The organism is Paenibacillus sp. FW101-FHT12H11 (assembly GCF_058790355.1).
In genome coordinates, this window is sequence record NZ_JBYTCO010000002.1 from 476083 (window position 1) to 498993 (window position 22911).

At 47.8% G+C, this 22911-nt stretch carries 21 protein-coding genes; 2 read left to right on the forward strand and 19 right to left on the reverse strand.

Annotated elements, in window-relative coordinates; genetic code table 11:
* Positions 1–20: 20 nt before the first annotated feature.
* The 10 genes from AC3WTJ_RS07850 to AC3WTJ_RS07895 all read right to left on the reverse strand — a co-directional run bounded on the left by AC3WTJ_RS07850 (position 21) and on the right by AC3WTJ_RS07895 (position 10567).
* Complete coding sequence (locus tag AC3WTJ_RS07850; RefSeq protein ID WP_492521662.1) at positions 21–1241, reverse strand: methionine gamma-lyase family protein; 1221 nt, start codon at positions 1239–1241, stop codon at positions 21–23.
* Between the two features lie 35 nt (positions 1242–1276).
* On the reverse strand, positions 1277–2602 hold the full coding sequence (hflX, locus tag AC3WTJ_RS07855) for a GTPase HflX (RefSeq protein ID WP_492521355.1): 1326 nt from the start codon (positions 2600–2602) through the stop codon (positions 1277–1279).
* 183 nt (positions 2603–2785) lie between these two features.
* Positions 2786–4057: an iron uptake transporter deferrochelatase/peroxidase subunit gene (efeB, locus tag AC3WTJ_RS07860; protein WP_492521356.1), complete on the reverse strand. Its 1272-nt coding sequence runs from the start codon at positions 4055–4057 to the stop codon at positions 2786–2788.
* 23 nt (positions 4058–4080) lie between these two features.
* On the reverse strand, positions 4081–5241 hold the full coding sequence (locus AC3WTJ_RS07865; protein WP_492521357.1) for an imelysin family protein: 1161 nt from the start codon (positions 5239–5241) through the stop codon (positions 4081–4083).
* A gap of 28 nt (positions 5242–5269) precedes the next feature.
* On the reverse strand, positions 5270–6751 hold the full coding sequence (locus AC3WTJ_RS07870; protein WP_492521358.1) for an FTR1 family iron permease: 1482 nt from the start codon (positions 6749–6751) through the stop codon (positions 5270–5272).
* A gap of 171 nt (positions 6752–6922) precedes the next feature.
* The gene (locus AC3WTJ_RS07875) at positions 6923–7891 is read right to left on the reverse strand and encodes an AAA family ATPase (protein WP_492521359.1); all 969 of its coding nucleotides are present in this window, start codon (positions 7889–7891) and stop codon (positions 6923–6925) included.
* 137 nt (positions 7892–8028) lie between these two features.
* The gene (locus tag AC3WTJ_RS07880) at positions 8029–8331 is read right to left on the reverse strand and encodes an antibiotic biosynthesis monooxygenase family protein (RefSeq protein WP_315949476.1); all 303 of its coding nucleotides are present in this window, start codon (positions 8329–8331) and stop codon (positions 8029–8031) included.
* A 26-nt stretch (positions 8332–8357) separates the two neighbouring features.
* Positions 8358–8984 (reverse strand): histidine phosphatase family protein, encoded by a 627-nt coding sequence (locus tag AC3WTJ_RS07885; RefSeq protein ID WP_492521360.1) that lies wholly within the window; start codon positions 8982–8984, stop codon positions 8358–8360.
* 37 nt (positions 8985–9021) lie between these two features.
* On the reverse strand, positions 9022–10023 hold the full coding sequence (gene lplA, locus AC3WTJ_RS07890) for a lipoate--protein ligase (RefSeq protein ID WP_492521361.1): 1002 nt from the start codon (positions 10021–10023) through the stop codon (positions 9022–9024).
* Positions 10024–10039: 16 nt separating this feature from the next.
* Positions 10040–10567 (reverse strand): GNAT family N-acetyltransferase, encoded by a 528-nt coding sequence (locus AC3WTJ_RS07895; RefSeq protein ID WP_492521362.1) that lies wholly within the window; start codon positions 10565–10567, stop codon positions 10040–10042.
* Positions 10568–10675: 108 nt separating this feature from the next.
* On the opposite strand from AC3WTJ_RS07895, the gene AC3WTJ_RS07900 reads away from it, so the two are divergent.
* Positions 10676–11476: a GNAT family N-acetyltransferase gene (locus AC3WTJ_RS07900; protein ID WP_492521363.1), complete on the forward strand. Its 801-nt coding sequence runs from the start codon at positions 10676–10678 to the stop codon at positions 11474–11476.
* A gap of 38 nt (positions 11477–11514) precedes the next feature.
* Positions 11515–12384 carry an SDR family oxidoreductase gene (locus tag AC3WTJ_RS07905; protein ID WP_127451641.1) on the forward strand — a complete coding sequence of 290 codons (870 nt, stop codon included), beginning with the start codon at positions 11515–11517 and terminating at the stop codon, positions 12382–12384.
* An 88-nt stretch (positions 12385–12472) separates the two neighbouring features.
* On the opposite strand, the gene AC3WTJ_RS07910 is transcribed toward AC3WTJ_RS07905, so the two are convergent.
* The 9 genes from AC3WTJ_RS07910 to AC3WTJ_RS07950 form a co-directional block, all read right to left on the reverse strand.
* Positions 12473–13180: a YdcF family protein gene (locus tag AC3WTJ_RS07910; protein WP_492521364.1), complete on the reverse strand. Its 708-nt coding sequence runs from the start codon at positions 13178–13180 to the stop codon at positions 12473–12475.
* Positions 13152–13844, reverse strand: coding sequence for an alpha/beta hydrolase (locus AC3WTJ_RS07915; protein ID WP_407872267.1), 693 nt, complete (start codon positions 13842–13844; stop codon positions 13152–13154). The genes AC3WTJ_RS07910 and AC3WTJ_RS07915 overlap by 29 nt, the downstream gene beginning before the upstream one ends.
* A 55-nt stretch (positions 13845–13899) precedes the next feature.
* Complete coding sequence (locus AC3WTJ_RS07920; RefSeq protein ID WP_492521365.1) at positions 13900–14610, reverse strand: peptidylprolyl isomerase; 711 nt, start codon at positions 14608–14610, stop codon at positions 13900–13902.
* Positions 14611–14651: 41 nt separating this feature from the next.
* Positions 14652–17243, reverse strand: a complete 2592-nt coding sequence (locus AC3WTJ_RS07925; RefSeq protein ID WP_492521366.1) for a transglycosylase domain-containing protein — start codon at positions 17241–17243, stop codon at positions 14652–14654.
* A 143-nt stretch (positions 17244–17386) separates the two neighbouring features.
* On the reverse strand, positions 17387–17626 hold the full coding sequence (gene hfq / locus AC3WTJ_RS07930) for an RNA chaperone Hfq (protein ID WP_127451633.1): 240 nt from the start codon (positions 17624–17626) through the stop codon (positions 17387–17389).
* Between the two features lie 66 nt (positions 17627–17692).
* The gene (gene miaA, locus AC3WTJ_RS07935; RefSeq protein ID WP_492521367.1) at positions 17693–18661 is read right to left on the reverse strand and encodes a tRNA (adenosine(37)-N6)-dimethylallyltransferase MiaA; all 969 of its coding nucleotides are present in this window, start codon (positions 18659–18661) and stop codon (positions 17693–17695) included.
* Positions 18655–19431, reverse strand: coding sequence for a class I SAM-dependent methyltransferase (locus AC3WTJ_RS07940; protein WP_492521368.1), 777 nt, complete (start codon positions 19429–19431; stop codon positions 18655–18657). Before AC3WTJ_RS07940 ends, miaA begins: the two co-directional genes overlap by 7 nt.
* Positions 19432–19435: 4 nt before the next feature.
* Positions 19436–21457 (reverse strand): DNA mismatch repair endonuclease MutL, encoded by a 2022-nt coding sequence (gene mutL, locus AC3WTJ_RS07945; RefSeq protein ID WP_492521369.1) that lies wholly within the window; start codon positions 21455–21457, stop codon positions 19436–19438.
* 6 nt (positions 21458–21463) lie between these two features.
* Positions 21464–22903 carry a S41 family peptidase gene (locus tag AC3WTJ_RS07950; protein ID WP_492521370.1) on the reverse strand — a complete coding sequence of 480 codons (1440 nt, stop codon included), beginning with the start codon at positions 22901–22903 and terminating at the stop codon, positions 21464–21466.
* Between the last annotated feature and the right edge of the window lie 8 nt (positions 22904–22911).

Genomic DNA, 22911 nt, shown 5'->3' on the forward strand with positions numbered 1-22911 from the left:
TTTGTTCACAGTCTTATTTTTCAAAGCAATCCCTTGTCTACCATATGTTGGATTGCCGTTAGCACCCCTAACTTACAATGTGAATAGGTAAGTCCTCCCTGCATGTACGCGATGAACGGCTCGCGAATCGGAGCATCGGCGGACAACTCCAGGCTGCCGCCCTGGATGAAGGTCCCGGCCGCCATAATGACGGGATGCTCATAGCCGGGCATATCCCACGGCTCAGGCACCACGTGCGAATCCACGGCAGCCGCTTTCTGGATGCCCTGCACGAACGTGATCAAATGATCCGCCGACGTGAAGCGGATCGCTTGGATTAAATCCGTCCGCTGCGCGTCCCAACGCGGATGGCTCTCGAAGCCCAGCTGTTCGAATACGGCACTTGCGAACACCGAGCCCTTAACCGCTTGCCCGACAAGATGCGGGGCAAGGAATAGCCCTTGAAACATGGCTCGCGTAGCGCCGAGCATGGCACCAACCTCGCCCCCAATGCCAGGGGCGGTCAATCGATAGGCGGCGAGGTCCACGAGATCCTGCCGCCCGGCTATGTAGCCGCCGGATGGGGCTATGCCGCCTCCGGGGTTTTTGATCAGTGAGCCAGCCATCAGATCGACGCCAACCTGTGTCGGCTCCTGCAGCTCGGTGAACTCCCCATAGCAATTATCGACGAAAACGATAAGATTAGGGTTTATTTCTTTGACGAACCGGACCATCTCTCCGATTTGTTCGATTGTGAACGACGCCCGCCACGAGTAGCCGCGCGAGCGTTGGATGCCGATCACCTTCGTGTTCGGCTGAATAGCAGCTGCGATAGCCGCCCAGTCGGGCGATCCGTCCTCCAGCAAGGCTACCTCGTCATAGCCTATCCCGAAGTCCTGCAGCGAGCCAGTGCCGTCGCCAGGCTTGCCAATCACCTTATGCAAGGTGTCATAGGGCTTCCCTGTGATGTAAAGTAGATGTTCGCCTGGCCGAAGCACACCGAACAATGCAGTCCCAATCGTGTGCGTTCCTGACACGAAATGCGGTCGAACCAGCGCTGCCTCTGCCCCGAAGCTATCCGCATACACAAGGTCGAGCACCTCTCTGCCGCGATCATTGTACCCATAGCCGGTAGATGAGGCGAAATGGTAATCACTTACTTTATGTTTCTGAAAAGCGCTGATCACTTTCCATTGATTCAGATCGATTGTTTTTTCAATGTGACGAAATGCGCTTTCGACTTGGCGTTCAGCACTTTCCATCAACGACATGACTTTATCCCCAAATTGCATGATTATTAAATCTCTCCCTCGCTGTCCTCTTGCTGCCCTTGCTTCGCTTGCTGGTCATATGCAACCAACTGATAAGCTACTTTTACATAATCGTCTTTATTTACACGGACTTTGAATACCATATCCTCGCCGTCCACATCCGTCTCAAGGACATCGCCGATTCGGTACATCAAAGAGATAACGTCTCCTTTATTGGCAGGAATACGAAACTCTTTGCTCTCCCCCATCAGCTTCTCTTGAATAGCAATCCGCAGACGTTCCAAATCCTCTTGATTGAAAGCGCTGATCTTCAGAAACTCTCCTTCAGTCGTCAGCATTTCACGCTCTTCCTGAGAACAAGCATCGATTTTGTTGAAAATCGTAAGCTGTTCCTTCTGATGAGCGCCAAGCTCCTGAAGCACCTCGCCTACGACGCGCATCTGTTCATTGCGCATATCTGTGGAGCTATCGACAACATGAAGAATGAGATCCGCTTCATTAGCCTCTTCCAAAGTAGCACGAAATGAAGCTACAAGATCATGCGGCAGGTTTTGAATAAATCCTACGGTATCTGTAAGAACGATCTCTTTGCCGCTTGGCAATTCCATCGTTCGCGATGTCGGGTCTAATGTAGCAAAAAGCTGATTCTCAATATAGACGTCTGCTTGCGTCAATTGTTTCAATAAGGTTGATTTGCCGGCATTCGTATAGCCGACCAGGGCAACCTGAAACACACCGGTCTTCTTCCTGCGCTCCCGATGCAGCGTACGATGTCGGACGACCTCTTCAAGCTGCGCCTTCAACTCGTCTATACGCCCCCGGATATGCCGGCGATCTGTCTCCAGCTTGGACTCTCCGGGCCCTCTCGTACCGATACCGCCACCCAGCCTGGAAAGGTTCTTCCCTTGGCCGGAGAGCCTAGGAAGCAAATAGCTGAGCTGTGCCAGCTCAACCTGGATAATGCCTTCACGCGTCTTCGCACGCTGCGCGAATATATCAAGAATAAGCTGTGTGCGATCAATGATTTTGACGTCGAGAGCCGCTTCCAAATTACGGACTTGAGCACCCGATAACTCTTGATCAAATATCGCCGTGTTGCCTCCCAACTCTTCCAGCATTGCCTTGAGTTCATCCACTTTCCCTTTACCGATGAACCATTTGCTATCCTTCGTCTCTTTGTTCTGCGTCATGGTTTCCAGAACCTGCACACCGGCGGTTTCAGCCAGTTTCACGAGCTCCTGCAGCGAATACTCGGCAATCGCTTCATTGCGCTTCTGCTTTTGTGTGACCAGACTTACAAGCACAGCACGGTCATCGATTTCTTTTTCAACCATATGTGAAGTTGTTTTCATAAGTAATTGTTCTCCTTTACCTTGCACTATCACGATTGAAATCCACTAAAATCGGCAGATTCCTTCATTATTGTGTAGGAAATGCTTGGGAAAGTCAATTTACTGTGAAGGAAAATTCAATTATAGCCATGATAATCAAAAAAACCGAAAGGCACGTGGCCTTCCGGTATCTTTCCACAAATGTTACGCAAATAAACTTTGGCCTAAGTAGGAACCTTTCGAAGGAACACCAGGAAGCACAGCGAAATAACCGCCGCCTGTCGTATCCGTATAAGCTAACATTTGATCGGGAAGCTTCGGATTCGTCAACCTTTTCTGAATCGATTCAAACTGTGTCTGAATGTTCCGATTGAAACATACGAACAACAAACCGGCGCTTAACCGTCCAACGCTGTCCAGGTTCTCCATGAAATTATAGCCTCTTCGCAAAATACGTTCACGTTCGGAATTCTCGCCTGTGCGCGGATTCGAAAGGCGAATGTGGGAATCCAGTGGTGTAAATTTGCCGTCGGCATCTCCTTGGAAATTAGGCTGATCCATTTCCTTTTGGCCATCCAGCGGTGCCCCTGAAACTTTCTGACGACCTATAATGTCCTCTTGAGCAACGTACGTTTGTTGATCCCATGTTTCAATTCGCATTTGAATGCGGCGCACGACCATGTAGGTGCCACCGGCAAACCAGGAGGCACCATCACCGCTGTCTGCCCAAACGTTATTTTTCATGAATGTATCATCATTCAAAGCCGGATTATTCGTGCCGTCCTTGAAACCGAACAGATTGCGCTTGGTTCCTTGCGATTTGACGCCTAACTGTCCGGTTTGCTGCCAGCGCAAATGGGCAACCCCACGTGCAGCCTTGGCTAAATTCCGAATAGCATGAAAACAAACCATGGGATCGTCCGAACAAGCCTGAATCAAGATATCGCCATGGGTTAATTGATCCTGCAAGGAGTCTTTATGAAAGATCGGCATCTCCGTTAAACCGGAAGGTTTACGTAAACGAAGTCCGAATCGATCAACCCCTTCCTTTTCGAAAAGAGAGGCACCTACTGCGAAAGTAATCGTCAATTTCCCTGTATCTAATCCTAGCTGCTCCCCTGTATCCGTTGGAGGAAATTTGGCTTCTTGAGGCTCGGCTGCCAGCGGTTTACCTGCCATAAGCGTAGCTGCCATTTCCGTCCAATGCTGCAGGAGCTCTTTAAGCTCCTGCACATTCTCAGTCGTAACATCGAAAGCCGCCACATTGGCAAAGTTCTGAGCAGGCGTCACGACACCCGTTTGATGAGTGCCGTAGAAAGAGATCGTTTCACTCTCAACATTGGCTTTGTTAACATTCGCCTCTGCCGCATTTGGAACCGCTCCTTGCGCTTTCCCCAGCAAATCACCGAGCACGATTCCCGCTGCTCCTGCCGCAGTCATCCCCAAAAAAGCTCTGCGATTCATTTTATCCGCCATTGCCGCTTCTCCTCTCCGCTCGTTTATTTACTTAACGTTCCCGGCATTTTCACCAGAGGCTCTGCCAAAGCTTCCAATTTATTTTTCAAATCCACTTGTTTGGCTTGATCAAGTTTTCCAAAATCGTTCCACGTTGGTCCAACTGGCGATAATGTGTTCATCGTATCTATGACAGCTGCCAAGCTTTTTGAAATTTTCTCATCTAAGGCAGCATCTTTCTTCTTCAGTTCACCTTTGACTAGATCATAAATCGCTTGGGCGCCTTCAACATTCGCCCGGATAACAGGCACAGTAGCCCCGCTCCAGCGTTCTTCTTCACCTGTAATTTTACTGGACTGCGCTTCCTCCATCAGTTCCCCGACACCAGCGATAAAGTCTGAAGGTTCGATTGTTGTAGCTGCGATTGCCTGCTGCATTTTCTTGCCGTCTTCCAGTAAGCGGGCAGAGAATGGTTCAGCATCTTTTACACTCTTTTTCACAAAAAGCAAGTGCTCAATTCGGTGATAGCCTGTAAATGCCGGATCTTTTTCGTTCTTGAAATCGTCCACACGAGCATCCATCACGCCGTCCAACTCACTGAATGTCTCAATGATCGGTTCAATTCTTTCATACGGCATACGCGACTGTCCATAAGCTTCCTGCGCTTTTTTCAAATCGCCGCTTTTCACTGCTGCATCAAGCTGTTCCAATAAGGTGACAAGTTGTTTCCCTTGATCTTGTACATATTTATTATAAGCTTTCGCTGCTTCTTGAAGCTCTTTGGAAGCCTCGATGACATCTTTATTGACAGCACCTTTATTCTCCGTAAAAGCTGTCGTTAACTCCGCCATAGCTGCTTTGGCGTTCGTGTTGAGTGCTGTTAATGTGGGATAATCCAACTTGTCTTGTTTCAAACCGGCTTCCAAAGGAATCAAAAATTTCTCCACTTTAAAATAAAGTTCCGGGAATTTAGGCTTTACTTCGTCCTCAAAGCTGGCCCATTGATCTTCCAATTGCGTTGACAGCTTCTTCGCATCTTTAATTTTATTGGCATCTAATTGGCCTTTTAGCTGATCAATGCTCGTTAGGAGCGCAGCGGAACCTTCTTTAAAAGGCACTTTCGTAACCTCCGCCGTTTCCGTTTTTCCGCAGCCTGCGAGTACTAGCGTTGTTGCTGCCGCTAAAATAATAAGTTTCTTTTTCATGAATGAGTGCCCCTTTTCGATTAAAAAATTATTTATAGACCGTACGATTTTTGTTTTGAATCAGTTTTAGGCGTTCCCAGATGACGGTAACCAATGCCGCTATGAGAAGAATAAATTGAGGAATCGCACTCTCTAATGTCGGATAAAGAGCAACGAAATCCCAACTAGGCAGCCAAGATGCCGTCGTGGCAGGCAGATAACCGGCTAGCTGCAGACCGTGGACGCCCATACCGGCAAACTTGAAGCACAGATAAAATACGAAAAAGCTGGAAACCAGGAAGAAAGGCCGCATCGGAATACGCAAGCCGACTTTTAAAATAAGGAATGCCACGATAATCAGAATGACTACACCAATGGCGATGCCGCTGACCAAAGAAGTCAATGAAATCGAGGATGCCATTCCGATCATGAAGAGAACCGTTTCCGTGCCTTCGCGGAATACTGCCAGAAAAGCCAACAAGCTTAATGAAACCAAGCTCCCTGTCGCTAGCGCTTTGACGCTCTGATCTCTTATGTATTTTTGCCAGTTCGAAATGCTTGACTTGCTGTGCAACCAATAACTCATATATAACAGCATAACCGCAGCGAAAATACCGGTACACCCTGCAATTAAAAAGTTGTTATTGCCAAAAGCGCTAGCTGAGAACAGCTGCTGAACGACGATGCCTAGAGCGATACTTACCAGTAGTCCGCCGAGCACCCCGTACCAAATCCATTGTTTTTTATCACTATGACCCGATTTATTTAGAAACCCGAGCAAGGCAATGACGACTAATAAAGCTTCAAGCCCTTCTCGCAGCAATATCGTCGTTGCATCCAGCATGGTGTATCTGGTTTTGGCAGCTAACGGATTCAGATCTGCATGCATACGTGCAATCGTTGCTGAAGCTTCATTGACTTGAGCAGGCGACGCAGACAGCTGTGCATAGGCTATGACCATGTCTCTTTCCATGGAAGTATAAACAGCGGAAGACTGTGTAAGAACAATCCCCTCTATCTGCAGCCAAGAATCTCGAAGCGTTTGAATACTGGCCGAAGCCCCTTCCACATCGTTCTCTTTTAACTGTCCGGCTGCTTTGTCCAAAAGTGCAACCAAATCAGCAACCGATACTTGGCCATCATCCTTAGAAGCTTGACCAAAAGCATCCAAATTCCCTTCGATAAAGTTCTTATTTAGCGTGTGAAGCTCTTTCAAGCCCGTTAGAAGCTTTTGCTCATCGATGGGCTGCTTTACCGTTTGAAAGGATACCTCACCCATCGCCTGCTCAATCTTCTGATAAGCCGCAAGCGAGCGTTCCTTCACGCCACCTTCATAAGACAACCAGTTCATTTGAAACGTATCGAACAGTTTGGAAGCCTCTTCCACCTTCCCGCTCTCTGCAGCTTGGATAGCACGCACAATACTCTCGTCTTCTTTCGCGAGGTCATCCTCTGCTTTAGCGAAAACGGAAAAGGGGACCGTTAAAAATAAGACCAATGCGATCCAGCTAGCAATAAACATTTTAGGCATGATAGCAAAAGCCCTCCTTGGCCAATCAATTACCAAGCCGGTTAAGACTGATAATCATTATCAAGATCTAATTACTCTGTCTATTTTACTCCGTTCTTTCAAACTGTCAATTCATTTCAACAAGAAAAAAAGCCATTTAACTTTAAAAAAGTTAAACAGCTTTCCAAATGTTCATTTAAATTTCATATCTTCGGGCCGTATCGACATTAATTCCGATTTGGAAGGGGCATTCACATATTGACTAAGCAGCCTCACCGCTTGATGCCTCATCGCTTTCTCCAGAATATTGCGAACATATCTTGCATTGCTAAAAGCGCGCCAAGTCGCTGCCTTCTCCTCCATCAAATGCTGTTTAAGTTTCATTACCGTTTGCGGCATAAGCACATATTCACGGTCTTTGGCCATAAGTTCCGTAATCTGAATTAATTGTTCAATGGGATAATCTTCAAAATCAATTTGAATCGGGAACCTGGAAGGCAGCCCGGGATTCGTAGCAAGGAATTGCTCCATCTCGTCGCTATAGCCGGCGAGAATCAGAATAAAATCATTTTTTTTATCCTCCATGCCTTTGACCAACGCGTCGATCGATTCCTTCCCGAAGTCTTTATCCCCTCCGCGCGCCAAGCTGTAGGCTTCATCGATGAACAGGATCCCGCCCATCGCTTTTTTCATCAATTCCCTCGTCTTCAGAGCTGTATGTCCAATGTATTCGCCTACGAGATCTGCCCGTTCCACTTCAATAAAGTGCCCCTTGCTTAACACACCCATTGCGTGAAACATGCGTCCCATCAGCCGGGCTACCGTCGTTTTCCCCGTTCCGGGACTCCCTTTGAAAATCATATGGTACACATGCGCATTGCTGATTAATCCAGCCTCTGCGCGGAATTGAGAAATTTGGAGCAGCGCATAGATTTCATGCACCAATTCTTTGACATTATCAAGACCTATCAATTGATTCAGCTCTTTAAAAATATCCGATAACGGACCCTCAAGCGGCGTCCTTTTTCCGGTTTGCTGCGGTTCTGTTTCGGTCTGCGGCGAAGCATGAAGCTGGTCGCCGGCGCTATCAACCGCTCGCCGCTGCTCTGGCTGCCGCAAGACGATGTTGATCTGTCTGGATGGCAAGCTCCGACCACTCATGAGGATCACCTCGTTTACAAGTTGGTTTCGATGGATGGTATCTATCCATCCTACGCTCATTCCTTGTTTTTTAGACCGATCATTAGAGCTTATACCCAGAGAAAAAGCCTCCGAACCAAGTCGGAAGCTTTTCTGCTTTATTTGCCATAAGTTTGCGTTAGCGTGTAATGCTCTACAACCGGGAAAGGATCATAGAAATGATGCAGCAGCTTCCGCCATTCCTGGTACTCTGCTGAGCCTCGAAAGCCTACGGTATGATCCTCAAGCGTCTCCCATTGCACCAAGAGCAGATATTTGTTCCCATCTTCGATACATGACTGCAGCTCATGCGATACATACCCTTTCATGGACGAAATAAGGGATGATGCTTCGCGAAATGCTGCTTCAAATTCTGTATTTTTCCCGGCAATCACAGGTAAAATGGCTACTTCCAGGATCATTGTCGATTCCTCCCAATTGATGAATGTTAGTACCCGAAGGCTTCGTCTTGAAAATGCGAAGTGTCTGCGTGAAGACGGATGTGCGGTTCGTTATCTACCATTTCAACTAAACTTAAACAAGTCGGATGAAAATATGGCGGATTCCATAGCTCAGCAAGCCCTCTCCGCTCAAAATAAGCCATAATGACTTTCAGCGTGACGGTGTGTGATACCAACGCAATCGTCTGCCCCTCGTGTGCTGCAAGCAATTGTTCAAGTGCCGGGGTCACCCTTTTCTGCAGATCCGAATAGGTTTCGCCACGCGCCGGACGATACGCTTCCGGATTACGCCAGAAGGCATGGAAATTATCGGGGTCCAATCGCTCAATTTCATCCGAGATGCGCCCCTCCCAGTCGCCTAAATTCATTTCCCGCCACTCATCTGAAGGTTGAATCGCCAGATTGCGATCCCCCTTGATAATCCGTGCAGTTTGCAGCGTTCGACCACTGGTGCTTGCGTACATAGCTTCAAAGGGAACATCTTTCAAAGCGTAGGACAACCATAAAGCTTGCTGCTCGCCTAAAGCAGACAGCGGTGAATCCATATGTCCCTGCATGCGTCGCTCTTCGTTCCAAAGCGTCTCCCCGTGCCGGATCAAATATAGTTTCGTCATTACTGAATCTTCCTCCCCCAAGATGAATCACAATTACTTAAGTTAACATGAGCAGAGCAACGAAAGAGTCAAGCTCCAAAGCGCCAAAGTACCGCCGCAATTCAACGCCTTCCAGCCGCTCTCGTACAGCCTTTTCTTCGTAACGGGAGCCGCGCAGCACTTCTTCCAGCTCAGCTACATCGCTAGCGCCGAAGAAATCGCCATAAATTTTGATATCTTGAATTTGGCCTTCTTCTATCGCTAACCGAACATCTAACTTCCCAACACCTTCGAAGCGCTTGGAATTTTGGATCGTACTCTTCGGCGACTTGCCATAGTTCCAGTCCCAGTTCCCGTAACGTTCTTCGGATATACTGCGAATTTGGCGCCAATCTTCTTCTGAAAGCTTGTACGTCGGCACTTGCGACGCCTCCATCCCGAATATAGAAGCTAGCAGTTTCAAACGGAATTCTTCAATTGTTAACGGAGCATCCAGAAATTCAGCGATGTTCGCAACTCGGCTGCGAATCGATTTAATCCCCTTGGATTGAATTTTATCCGGGCTAACCTTGAGCGCAGACACGACATTTTCGATCTCAGAGTTGAATAAAAGCGTGCCATGGCTGAACATCCGGCCTTTTGTAGCAAACTGCGCATTGCCTGAAATTTTACGTTCGCCGACCTGGATATCATTTCGTCCTGTTAAAGCCGCTTCTACCCCGAGTTTGCGAAGGGCTGCTACGACAGGCTCCGTAAACTTTTGAAAATTGTGAAAAGAATTCCCGTCATCTTTGGTAATGAAGCTAAAATTCAAATTGCCTAAATCATGGTACACAGCTCCGCCGCCGGATAGTCTGCGAACGACATGGAGGTTATGATCTTTTACATATTCCGGATTGATTTCTTCCAGCGTGTTTTGATTTTTGCCAATAATAATGGATGGTTCGTTCATATAAAAAAGCAGGTAACTGTCCTGATCCGGCAGATGCCTTAACGCATATTCCTCTATCGCCAAGTTGATCCGTGGATCTGTTATTCCTTCGTTATCTATAAATCGCATACATATGCTCCTTTAACTAGTTAGATAAATCGGACGTCATCGTTCGATTGAGAGTGGACATGCCCAAAGAACGATAGAAAGCGATGGCGCTCTCGTTAAATTCCCATACATAAAGCTCAAGAGAGGAAGCCCCCTGATCCCGCGCCCACGCTGCCGATGCTTGATAGAGCAATGTTCCAACGCCTTGCCGCTGGAAATCAGGAGACACCGCGAGTTCGTTCAAATAGGCGTAAGAGCGTGGCACCAGAGCCTCATAGGATGGGCTTTTTTTCATCTCCAGCATCGCTACACCGACCACTTGCCCGCTTGTCTCAGCGACCCATATGACCTTGTTCACTTGATCGGAAAAGCTGCGGTACCAGCCCATGGCAACGACGCGATCCAATCTTGCAAAATACTTAGGCAGAGCAGCCGCGTGCTCCTCTTGGCCGAAACGGATGATGGCGTTGACTACCTCATAATCTTCGGAACGCGCCCGTCGTATGATAAATTCCAAATCATTCACTCCTGTTGCCAGTTTGCCATAAACTTTCCGTTGTTTCATAGCTTACATCAATGGACTGTTTTTTTCCACTTTTCATATTGTATTTTTATACATTAATATGTATATTTATTAAAACACCTCGAAAGAATTGAAAGGAGTCTACGCTTAATGAACGATTCCATCACTTTTTACAACGAAATCGATACCATTGCATCCAACACTTGGCCTGCCGAAATAACTGCCTATATCGATAACTGGCAATTGCGAGCCACCCAAGGTGTCACGAAACGTGCCAATAGCGTGCTTGCCATCGGTGATTATCCGAAAACCGCCAATTGGCTGCCGCTTATCGAACAATTTTATGCTGACAAAGGCCTTCCTGCCATCTTTCATATTAGTGATGCATCGCCTCCTGGGCTTGACGAGAAGTTGGATGCACAAGGATATGCCTTTGAGCTTCCATGTCTCATGATGTTTGCTAACGCACAAGAAGCGGCCACATTCGCACAGGAGAAACTTTTGCTGAAACCCCCTTTGTCGATTACGACCGAATGGATCAGCCAAGTGGATGAGGAATGGTTGGATGCTTTTCTTGAGCTTGAACGTTACGACAAAACGCTCAAAGACTGCTACAAAGGGATATGTGACCGAATTTCCAAGACGAAAGGTTTTGTAAAATTAAAAAAAGAGGATCAAATTATCGCCGTCGCCACAGCTATCGTCGAAGGTGAATATGCCGGCTTTCTGAATGTGGTTGTAAGCGAGAAAGAGCGAGGCCAAGGTCTGAGTTACTATCTTCTGCACGCCCTCTCGTCTTGGAGTCTGGAGCATGGCGCAACCCAGCAATATTTGCAAGTTGTCGCTTCCAATACGACCGCTGTTTCGTTATATGAAAAACTTGGTTACCAAACCAAGTACCGCTATCATTACCGAATGAAGTATGATTTAGATCCCTTTGCATCATCCTAACTAAGAATTTGTTAAGGATATGAAAGGAGTCTAATTGCATGGCAACAGCTACTACGCCAAAACCTGTTTTTCCACCACAGCATCAAAATACACAACCTGGCATTGAGTCACAAATGAACCCGCGTCCTGAGTTTGACAACGCTGCTTACAAAGCAGCCGGCAAGCTGAAGGATAAAGTCGCATTAATTACCGGAGGCGACAGCGGAATAGGCCGGGCAGTTGCGGTAGCCTTTGCCAAAGAAGGCGCCGACGTCGTGCTCGTCTACCTCAATGAACACGGAGATGCGGAAGAAACGCAGCGGCATGTGGAAAAGGCAGGTCGTAAATGTCTCCATGTTGCAGGTGACGTTGGCGATGAGAACTTTTGCAAGAAAATTATCGAGCAAGCCGTTCAACAATTCGGAAAACTTGATATTCTTGTTAATAACGCCGCCGAGCAGCATCCGCAGCCAAGCATCGAGAATGTGACGTCCGAGCAACTCGAACGAACCTTTAGAACGAACATTTTTTCACAATTTTATTTAACCAAAGCGGCACTCCCCCATCTGAAATCAGGAAGCGCCATTATCAATACAGCTTCCATCACAGCTTATCATGGTCATGAGCAACTAATCGACTATTCCGCTACGAAAGGTGCGATTGTTACTTTTACACGCTCCCTTTCCTTGCAGCTGAACGCCAAGGGGATTCGCGTGAACGCCGTCGCGCCGGGTCCAATCTGGACACCGTTGATTCCGTCTACTTTCACGGAGCAGGAAGTCGCGACCTTCGGCTCAACGACGCCAATGAAGCGTGCGGGGCAGCCAAGTGAACTTGCTGCAAGCTACGTCTTCCTGGCCAGCGAGGATTCCTCCTATATGGCGGGTCAGGTGCTGCACGTCAATGGTGGAACAATTGTTAACGGGTAAAGAATACGAAGAACCGTCAGGGAAATCCACATCCTGACGGTTCTTTTCGGTTTAACGAGCAACTCAGCGGAAATGGAGTCCGCTCCACTTAGACGCCTACCTTGAGCAGCAGCTTGTCCCATATCCATTTCGTATAAGCAAGTGTTTCTCTAGCTTCATGATACGGCATGAACAGGACTTTGGAATCGATGGATGAAACGAGCGGCTCTTTCAATCCTACCGTTTCCGCAATATCAAGCGATCGCGAGCCATGATAAGAGTGCGTCACAATGATGGAGCTCACAAGGCCCTCCTCGTCCATAATTTGCTTGGAAAACAACAAATTCTCGTACGTACTTGTCGCCCGTGGTTCGATCAGAATGCTTTTGGCGGGCAGCCCCTTTTGGACTAAATAATTGCGCATACCCTCTGCTTCAGTCAGTTTAGAGCCATTATGATCCAAACCGCCGCTTACGATCAGTTGTTTGAACTTCCCTTGTTTATATAAGTTAACAGCTAAATCTAACCGTTCCTGAAGCCCAGGGCTTGGAATATCTTGACGCAGCGATGCTCCTAATACAATGCCGACGTCAACCTGCTTCGGCAAAACTTGGTCTGGAGCGACTTGCACCTTCCACTGTACGTAAATGATCCAAGCTACACCGAGAAGGAACAAAACGATAAATGTTCGGAATAAATAAGCTAGCCTTCTGCGAAATTTTGACTTTGGACCCGCTTTTGATGATGGTTTCGCAGCTTTGCGCGGTTTTGGGGAAACCGTTCGTTGCTTATGGTTCATATTTGATTTGGCTGTCATCCAGGTGCTCCTTATCCAGAAATGCGCTTACTTGCCGGAACAATGCAGCCGCATCATCGCTATGGCAAATGAGGTGGTTGGATCTCGGATGCCAATGGAGCTCGCGTTGTCCCTTCACTTTGCTATAAATGTAACGCGCACTTTGTGGATGAATCACTTGATCCTTCTCTGATTGTGCAATTAGCGTAGGAATGTTCACTTGACTCAGTTCGGGCTTTAATTTGTTAACTAGCCGCGCAAATTGCCAAGTGGCTCTCAGTGGTGTTGATTTGGCCTTGTCGAGCGAAATTTTCCGCTCATATTTCCACTCATCACGCATCACTTCCAGCATCCGCCCTGGACTTACATAAATGACTGCCGTATTTAATAAAATGAGTCTGCGAATCGGATATCTCACGGATAAATACGCTGCCAGCAAACCACCCATCGAGAAGCCTACCATGTCAAATTCGCCGTATTCTTGCGTCATTTTCTCCGCTTGCTCTTCGGCAGCCCTCACCCAATCTTCCCAGCGGGAAGTTTTCAGTTGGTTATTGGCATCCCCATTCCATGGGAGCTCCGGCACCTTACAAAGTTGACCGCGTTCACGCAAATGCCGAGCTAACGGCTCAACTTCATACGGCCCACCTGTAAATCCGTGGAACAATAAACAGGGTTGTTTCACCCGGCATCCCTCCCGTCAAACTTTCCATCGTAATGTCAGTACATTGTAATTTATTCTATTTTTCCTTAATCGTGATGGAATTGATCGTTACCTTTTCTTTCGGTTTGCTTGGCGTAGCTTCTCCGCCCTTTTCTACAGGAGTGTCAGCAATTTTGGCTATTGTTGCCATCCCCTCCTGCGTCACTTTCCCGAAAATGGTATAGTTAGGCATTTGGTTCAAATTCGCGCAATCATCACCTGAGCAGATGAAAAACTGGCTGCCATTCGTATTGGGACCGGAATTCGCCATTGCGACTGTACCAAGCTCGTATTTGTGCGTGGTTTTGAGCTCATCCGCAAACTTGTAGCCAGGTCCGCCCATGCCTGTTCCTTGCGGATCCCCTGTTTGAATCATAAATGATTTGATAATACGGTGAAACGTCACATTATTGTAGAAGCCCTCTTTGGATAAAAACACGAAATTGTTAACCGTTTTGGGAGCTTCCTTCGCATAAAGGTCAATCGTGAACGAGCCTTTCGACGTCGTCACTTCCGCTTGATAATTTTTATTTGTATCAATCGTCATATCCGGAGCTTTGCTCCATTGCTTTGCCGCTGCAGTAGCCGCTGGTGAGGCAGAAGCAGAAGTAGCCGGCGCTGTGGCGCCGCTTTTTGGCGTCGCTGTACCGCCAGCAGTTTCCGCTGGTTTGTTGCCGCAGGCCGAAGCAAGCATCGTAAGTGCGATCAATGTGAGTGGTAATAGTTTCGCTGGTTTAAGCAAGTTCATTGTAAATTCCTCCGTCTAGTGGTGGGTTTCAAATAACTGCATTACGGCGTTTTGGGAACAATGACTTGTTCCCCATCCGGCTTGCCATCCTTAGGTTTATCCGGAGTTCCATTCCCCGGTTTGGTTGGTGGCGTAGGTGTCGGACTTGGTCCATTGCTTGAGTTCGGACTTGAACTCGGAGTTGGACTTGGACTCGGGCTTCCACCTGGCTTGACCGTGTTACCCGGCGTTGGCGTAGGTGTAGGCTTCGTTCCCGGTGATTGCGTTGGATTTGTTGGGTCCATCCCATTACCTGGTGAAGGCGTAGGTGACACTCCCGGTGATGTAGACGGCTTCGTTCCGTCCGGAAGCGTGTCATCCTTAGGAACTTCCACAGAAGCCACGTTCGATCTAGCGCCTTCGACATTCGTATCTGCACTGAAAGGAACAACATAATACTGATACGTTTCCCCGCTGAATACTGAGGAGTCATTCACGATTGGCGTAGGTGATTGGATCAGAAGTTTAGCATCCGTCTCCTTGGAACCCTTACGGTACACATTATAACTCGTCTTCTCGCCAACCGGTGTCCATGTTAGTTTAACAGATTTCTTATCAATCTCATAAACAGCCGCTAGATCGGTAACTCCAGTAGGCGTCTCCGTTGGTGTCGGCACATTCGCCGGCTTAACGAAATTGGTGATAGGAACGCCGTCCAGCGACTTGGACATGATCTCTTTGAAAATTGCCGCCGTGCCTCCGCTTCCGACCGTCACGTAATGCTTCGAATCTACCTTATCGAAGCCTTCCCACACAGCCGCCGTCCATTCCGGCGTATAGCCAACGAACCAGACATCACGATCATACTGCTCGATGCCTTTAATATCCAAACCGGTTGACCCTGTTTTACCTGCGACAGGACGATTGAATTTCGCTTTCGTACCTGTGCCGCCCGTTTCGACAACTCCTTGAAGAAGAAGGGTCATATAATAAGCCGTTTTCGGCTGAATCACTTGTTTCTTCTCCGCTTTATAAGCAGCGATTTCCTTCCCTTGAGCATCCGTTATGCGAAGAATCGCATGTGTTTTGTTCAGTGATCCCTGGTTCGCGAAGGCTGAATAAGCTGTTGCCATTTGCAGTGGAGAAACTCCATCCGTAAGACCTCCAAGGGCGATAGCCAAGTTTCTGTCTTTCGCCGGATTCAGCTGAATGCCCAGGTTTTTAGCAAAAGTGATACCTGCATTTACGCCCATTTTTTCTAAAAGCCAGACTGGAGCTAAGTTATATGACTTTTTCACGGCTTCAAGCATCGTAACTTGACCATGCGTTACACGGTCATAGTTGCGTGGCGAATACGTCCCATTCCCGAATGAAGTTTGAGAATCATCCAAGATGGAATATGGCGTATAATCCCCACTTTCTAGGGCAGGTCCATATGCAGCGATTGGTTTAAAAGAAGAACCCGGCTGCCTTTTGGAATAAATACGGCTGAATCCACGCGATTTGTAATCACGGCCGCCAATCATCGCCATCAAACCGCCTGTTTTGTTGTCTACAATAACCATGGCGCTTTGAATTTTCTGCCCATCCGTAGCATCCTTCTGGAAAAAGCTCGGATTCGCGTAGGTTGTCTCCATGGTTTGCTGCGCCTTCGTATTCATCGTTGTGTAGATGCGGTAACCCTTCGTCAACAATTCATCTTCATCAATATCGTACATATCTTCCGCTTCATTCATCACATAATCCACGTAGCTGGCGTAATCTTTGGTGCTCGTAGCGGCCGCCGCAGGAGGTGTATAGTCCACAGCTGCTGCTTTCGCACGTTCAGCTTCTGTTATATAACCTTGATCCGCCATCAATTTGAGCACGACACCCCTTCGCTCTTTAGACAGATCCGGATTCGCTAGCGGCGAGTATTTCGAAGGTGCCTTCGGCAAAGCGGCTAAGGTAGCCATTTCCCATATCTCCAAGTCATTCAAGTTGGATTTCCCAAAGTAAACCTTGGCTGCCGCTTTAATGCCATAAGCATTACTGCCAAAGAAAATGCGATTTAAATACCGCTCAAGAATTTCATCCTTGGTATACTTCTCATCCAAAGCAAACGCAATGGACATCTCAGTTCCTTTACGGAACGCTGTTTTCTCTGAGCTGAGGAACACGTTTTTGGCTAACTGCTGGGTAATGGTACTTCCGCCTTCAACAGCGCTCATATGAATAACGTCCTTAACCAGCGCTCGGCCAATTGCCCAGAAGTCTACACCGGAGTGCTGCTCAAAGCGGCGATCTTCCGTCGCAATAAATGCCTGCTTCAATCGTTCCGGAACATCTTTGATGTTCACACTCTCCCGGTTCTCGCCTTTATAAATCTTGGCGATTTCCTTAGGCTGTGCATCCTTGCCTTCTTCCTGCGCATAAATAAGGGTTGATTCCGTCGTCGTCTCGATTTTATCGATATTCGTTTCCAGAATCTTAAAGCCGTTCATAATAACGACAATATAAATAGCCATTGCACAAATAATTGCCAATATCGTTGCTATAATGGTACCTAAGATTAATTTGCGAAAATTAAACTTCTTCTTTTTAGGACCTTTTTTCTTGCCTTGTGGTTTCGTTTTGGTATTCGTTGTTGACTGTTTATTCGTAGGTCTCTCCAAATCCACCGACTCCCTCGTTGTACAATTCTTTATCTATTAACCAAGAAAAGAACAACCTTAAACAAGGTTGCTCCCACAAGTGTCTATTCGGTTAGACGGTTCAGTCCATTAAAAAGTTGCAAAACCAAACGAGTAAAGGAATATTATTCCGTTGTTTCCGTTGCAGCCATTAAAGAAACAGCGCGTTGCGGCGTGAACGTAGAAATGGCATGCTTGTACACCATTTGCTGACGGCCTTCGCTGTCAATGATAATCGTGAAATTGTCAAAAGCGCGGATAAGCCCTCTGATTTGGAACCCATTCGTAAGATAGACGGTTACGGGAATGCTTTCTTTGCGAAGTTGATTTAAAAAGTTGTCCTGAATGTTAATGGATCGGTTCATCAGTAGGTCCCCCTTAATGGAATGAAACTATCGCCTGACGGCGCTATTTTCTAGTGGTCATATTTGTTAATTATATTCAATTTTATGTACAAACTTTCCTGCTAGTATATCACTAATCTTTTCGAAATGGTCAGAAAAATTTGCCGGCTCCGTTACATCCACCCAGTTGATATCTTTCATATGCCGGAACCAGGACAGCTGCCTCTTGGCAAAACGGCGTGTATCTCGCTTGAGCAGCGTCACAGCCGCATCAAGAGTAAGCTCGCCCTCCAAATAGCTGACGATTTCTTTGTAGCCGAGTGCTTGCATAGAAATAGCCTGCTTCGGACAACCTGCGGACAAAATCGACTGCACCTCGCCCACAAGTCCCTCTTGCATCATCTCGTCGATGCGTTCTTCAATGCGCTTATAGAGAAGCGCACGGTCCATCGTCAGTCCAATGATACATAGTTCGTACGGGGATTCTTTTTTCTGGGCGGCCAAATGGGAAGTCATCGTCTCACCGGAGACATGATAGATTTCCATAGCCCGAATCACCCGTCTACGGTCATTTGCGTGCAGGCGGTCTGCGCTTTCCGGATCAATTTCACGCAGTTTTAAGTGCAAGGCTTCGTCGCCATGCTCAATCGCGTAGGACTCCTGCTCGAGACGGAACGCTTCATCCATACTGACATCTGTAAATTGATAGTTATAACAGACGGACTCAATATATAGGCCTGTACCGCCAACGATAAATGGAAGCTTTCCACGCGAGTGGATATCAAGGATTAATGCTTTCACACGTTCTTGAAATTCCGCTGCCGAAAAAGGGTAGGAGGGATCATGAATATCGATCAAATGATGCGGAACAAGGAGCTGTTCAGCTTCGCTCGCTTTGGCTGTTCCAATATCCATCCCCCGGTAGACCTGCATGGAATCTCCGGAAATAATTTCGCACCCGAACTTCTGGGCAATTTCTAAACTAAGCTTGGTCTTGCCAACTGCCGTGGGACCAAGAAGCACGAGTAATTTCGGCTTGGCTGATGGGGCTAACACAGTCGAATCACTCCATACGTTGTTTTGGTCGTCGATCGTAATACATGCTCAAAACCAAGACGCGCAAACTCCTTGCTGTCCCTGTTTTCTTTGAGCACAATGCTTTTGCGTGCAACACGCTTGGCCTCTTCGATAGAATCCAGCGTGACGGCCTCATCGTTCGCATTCCTTCTAAGATGAGAAATCGCTTGAGATTCTTCGATGGGATTGCGAAACATCGGATCAAAGTATACAACATCCACACTTTTTGAACTTAATTGTTGCAAATAGGCAAGATGATGTTGCTTGATGACCGATATGCGCCTCATGGCCTCGTTAAGCTCCGCAACCTCTGATTCGTAGAGCGCTAAGCCCTCTTGAATCAACATGGCCGGAATGGCTTCGCTTTCTACGGCAGTAACGCTTCCTTGCGCGCCGACGGCGAAGGAGAACACGATCGAATCTGACGCTAAACCTGCTGTACAATCCACAATAACATCGCCGCTTGCCGCACCTGAGGCTTCAACCAATAGATCTGTTTCACCTCTAAGCATACGCTTCACGCGAACGAGTGCCATACTGGGATGGAAAAAAGCTGCAGGATGGTCATCTTCATAGTACCTGATCTCTTCCCTGGTCACAAGCAGAAGGGCAGAATCCTTATTATTTTTCCTAAGATGTTCCAAAGAATACTTCCTTCGGGGGACGAATCGGCCGCCATAAGCCTCAGCCAATCGTCCTGCTTTGCTTACTATCTCAACCGAAGGATCAAAAGATGTCGTAACAATCACGGGGTTACATCACTCGCTTAAACATTTTTTCCAGTTCATAGGTCGTAAAACTAACAACAATAGGTCGTCCGTGCGGACATGTATACGGATTTCGGCAGCCCGCAAGACGATCAATAAGGGTCTCCATCTCTAAGACACTCAGCCCTTGATTCGCTTTAATGGAGGCTTTGCAGGAACACATAATCGCTGCTTTCTCCCTCAGTTTGGCAATATCAACCGCCTTCTTCTCGCTAAGCACCCATTCGCACATTTCTTCAACGATGCCTTTTTCTTCCCCTGACGGGAACCAATGAGGATGAGCGCGAACCAGGAACGTATTGCCGCCAAAAGCTTCCATAAACACGCCGGCTTGTTCAAAAAGAGACAATCGATCCGCGAGAATCCCAGCCTCCGAAGGCGTAAACTCCAGGGTTATCGGAACGAGCAGTTCTTGGCTTGCCTCAGCAGGATTGCCAAAACGCTCATAATAATATTCATAATTAATCCGCTCATGTGCAGCATGCTGATCAATTAAGTATAGGCCATCGCCATTTTGTGCAATTAAATAGGTGCCATGCATTTGGCCGATAGGCTCTAGACTTGGAAAAGCTGGCAGCTTCGGCTGTTCGCTCTCTTCATTCGAAGGCAGCAAATCCATGAAGGCTTCATTCGTGCGGCGCTGCTGCTGAATCGAAACTTGTCTTGGATTTGCGGCTGCCGGCGAGTACGAGCTGGCGGCCTGCGTTGATGAGGTCCTATTGGAATAGGACGGACTCGGGCTGGCTGTATGCCTCTGAATCTCCGCAGGAGGAGACCATGCTTTAGGTTCTGCCGTTCTTGCCGGCGGATCAAATACAGGCTTCTGCTGCTCAGGTTTGTAAGACGTCACGCTCTCTTTAATTTGAATCCGCGGAGCATCCGTTTCCACCGGAATGTCCATTGTTTTTGTAACGCCGGGATTCGGTGCTGCTAACGGTTCAATCGTTCGCGTGAGATCGAGCTGCTCCTGAATATAGGCGCCCTTCGGGGCTGACGGCTTGCTTCCCGTAGGAATCAGTACCTGACGGCCGAATAAGCGTTTGACCTCCGCTTCGATTAGAGCGGTCAACTCCGCTTCTTTGCTGAAGCGGACCTCAAGCTTGGATGGATGCACGTTCACATCCACCAGAGCAGGGTCCATCCCGATTTGCAGCACGGCAACCGGGAAGCGGTTGATCGGCAGCAGGGTATGATACCCCTGCAGCAGCGCTTGATTCAGCGCGAAATTGCGGACGTATCGGCCATTCACAATGGTCGATATGCCGCCGCGATTCGCGCGCGTCATTTCGGGCTTCGCAACGAAGCCCGTGATGGTGTAATCCAAGCTATCCACTTGGAGTGGAAGCATTTGCTTGCCTATGGCTGTGCCGTATATGCCGGCGATCACTTGAAGCAAATCGCCGTTGCCCAGCGTTTGCAGCAGCATATTGCCATTGTGCTTAAGCGAAAAGGCAATGCCGGGGTGAGCTAGCGCTAACCGGTACATATAGTCCGAAATATGGCCTAGCTCGGTTTGGATCGTTTTCATATATTTGAGGCGTGCAGGCGTGTTATAAAATAAATCTCTTACCGTCACTTCGGTCCCGCGCGAAGCGGCTGTTTCTTCAACCGTCCGAATGGTCCCGCCTTCGATGGAGATTTTCCGCCCTAAACCATCATTGGTAGAGCTCGTCACACACTCCAGTCGGGAGACCGACGCGATACTTGGCAATGCCTCGCCGCGGAAACCCAATGTGCGAATCGAAAACAAATCTTTGCTTGTCGCAATTTTACTCGTCGCGTGCCGCTGAAAGGCTAATTCACAGTCTTCGAGCGCCATACCGGTCCCGTTATCGGACACGCGAATCAACTGCAGCCCACCTTCTTCGATGGTTACATCAATCCGTGTGCTCTCTGCATCGACCGAGTTCTCAACAAGCTCTTTAACGACGGAAGAAGGGCGTTCCACCACTTCCCCTGCGGCAATCTGGTTCGCGATATGTTCGCTTAAAAGCTGGATTTTACCCATAATACCTTAGTTCCCCTTTACAGCTCGGATGGAAACATGATCTCCTTGCTCTTTCACTTGCAGTTGCGGGAAATATTGCGCGAACAGGTCAACATTCACATAGCTTGTGCCATTTTCGATGATAAGCTTGTCATCCTCAACCGGAATGGCCTGAGTCCCTTTGCTGTCGGAAATATCGACGGTATGGTTCGCTTCATTCCAAGTAATGGTCGCCCCGACTAAGGCTGCCAATCCGCGAGAAGTCGCAAACAATTTGCCATTTTCATGGAAGTTTCCAAAACCGCTGCTAACTTCAACTCCATTGAACGTCACCAAATGATTGGAGATATCAACTTGAACATCAGGGATGCCTGCTGTGTGCAAGGCTGTAATGAATTGAGCGGCTGGTCCATCTACCTTCACATCTGGCGTAATGCCGACTTTGTTCACTTTCCGTTTGTTCGGTGTCAGATACTCTTCAATCGTCACTTTCAATGCACTGTCGTTATCTAGCTGATACAACTGCTGTACGCTTCCTTTGCCATAAGTTTGCATGCCGATTACTTTCGCAACATTATAATCCTGTAAAGCGCCTGAAAGCACTTCCGATGCGCTGGCACTGTTCTCATTGGCTAAAATATAAACCGGAATCGACAGCTCGCTTCCGCCTTGAATCAATACGGGATCATCCACGCCATTGCGGTCTCTCGTATGAATGAGCACGCCGTCTTTCACGAAATGCTTCGCAATGTTCTGTGCGGTGTCCACAAGGCCTCCGGGGTTATTGCGCACATCCAGAATCAACGATTTCAAACCTTTGGCCTGAAGCGCGGCAAGCTGTGTATCAAAATCCTCATCCGCATCGCTGGAGAAATCTGTAATTTGGATGTAGCCTACCCCATTCGTAAAGCTGTGGCTGTACACTTCAGGGACGTTAACCCCTTTGCGCGTAAGCTCAACGGTCAATTCCTTCTCTCCGCGAGCCACCGTTATCTTTACTTTCGAGCCTTCCACACCGATGATTTTGTTGCGCACTTCATCGATGGACGTTGTCGAGGCAGGCACACCATCTACCGCACGGATGTAGTCATCCCGCTGCAAACCGGCGATTTCGGCAGCTGAACCTGCAAAAATTTCCGTTAAATATACGCCTTTTTCGTCAATTCCAATGCGTGCACCCATACCAACATAATTATTTTCCAAAGAACTGGAGAACTGGCTAAACTCTTCTTGGCTAAAGAAAACGGTGTAAGGATCTTTCAATCCATCGATCATTTGTTTAATGCTTTGACCGGCTAATGCTTCCTCTGTTACCCCGCTCACATGCATTTTTCCGATAATTTCTCTGACTTGCATGGTTTGCAAATCTTCTTGGGCTAATGCGGCGCTAGCAGGCAATACGGCCATTAAAGCAGAGACGAGAGCTAAGGTTACCTTCATTTTTTTCAATCTAGGTTGATTTTTCATGTGCGTCT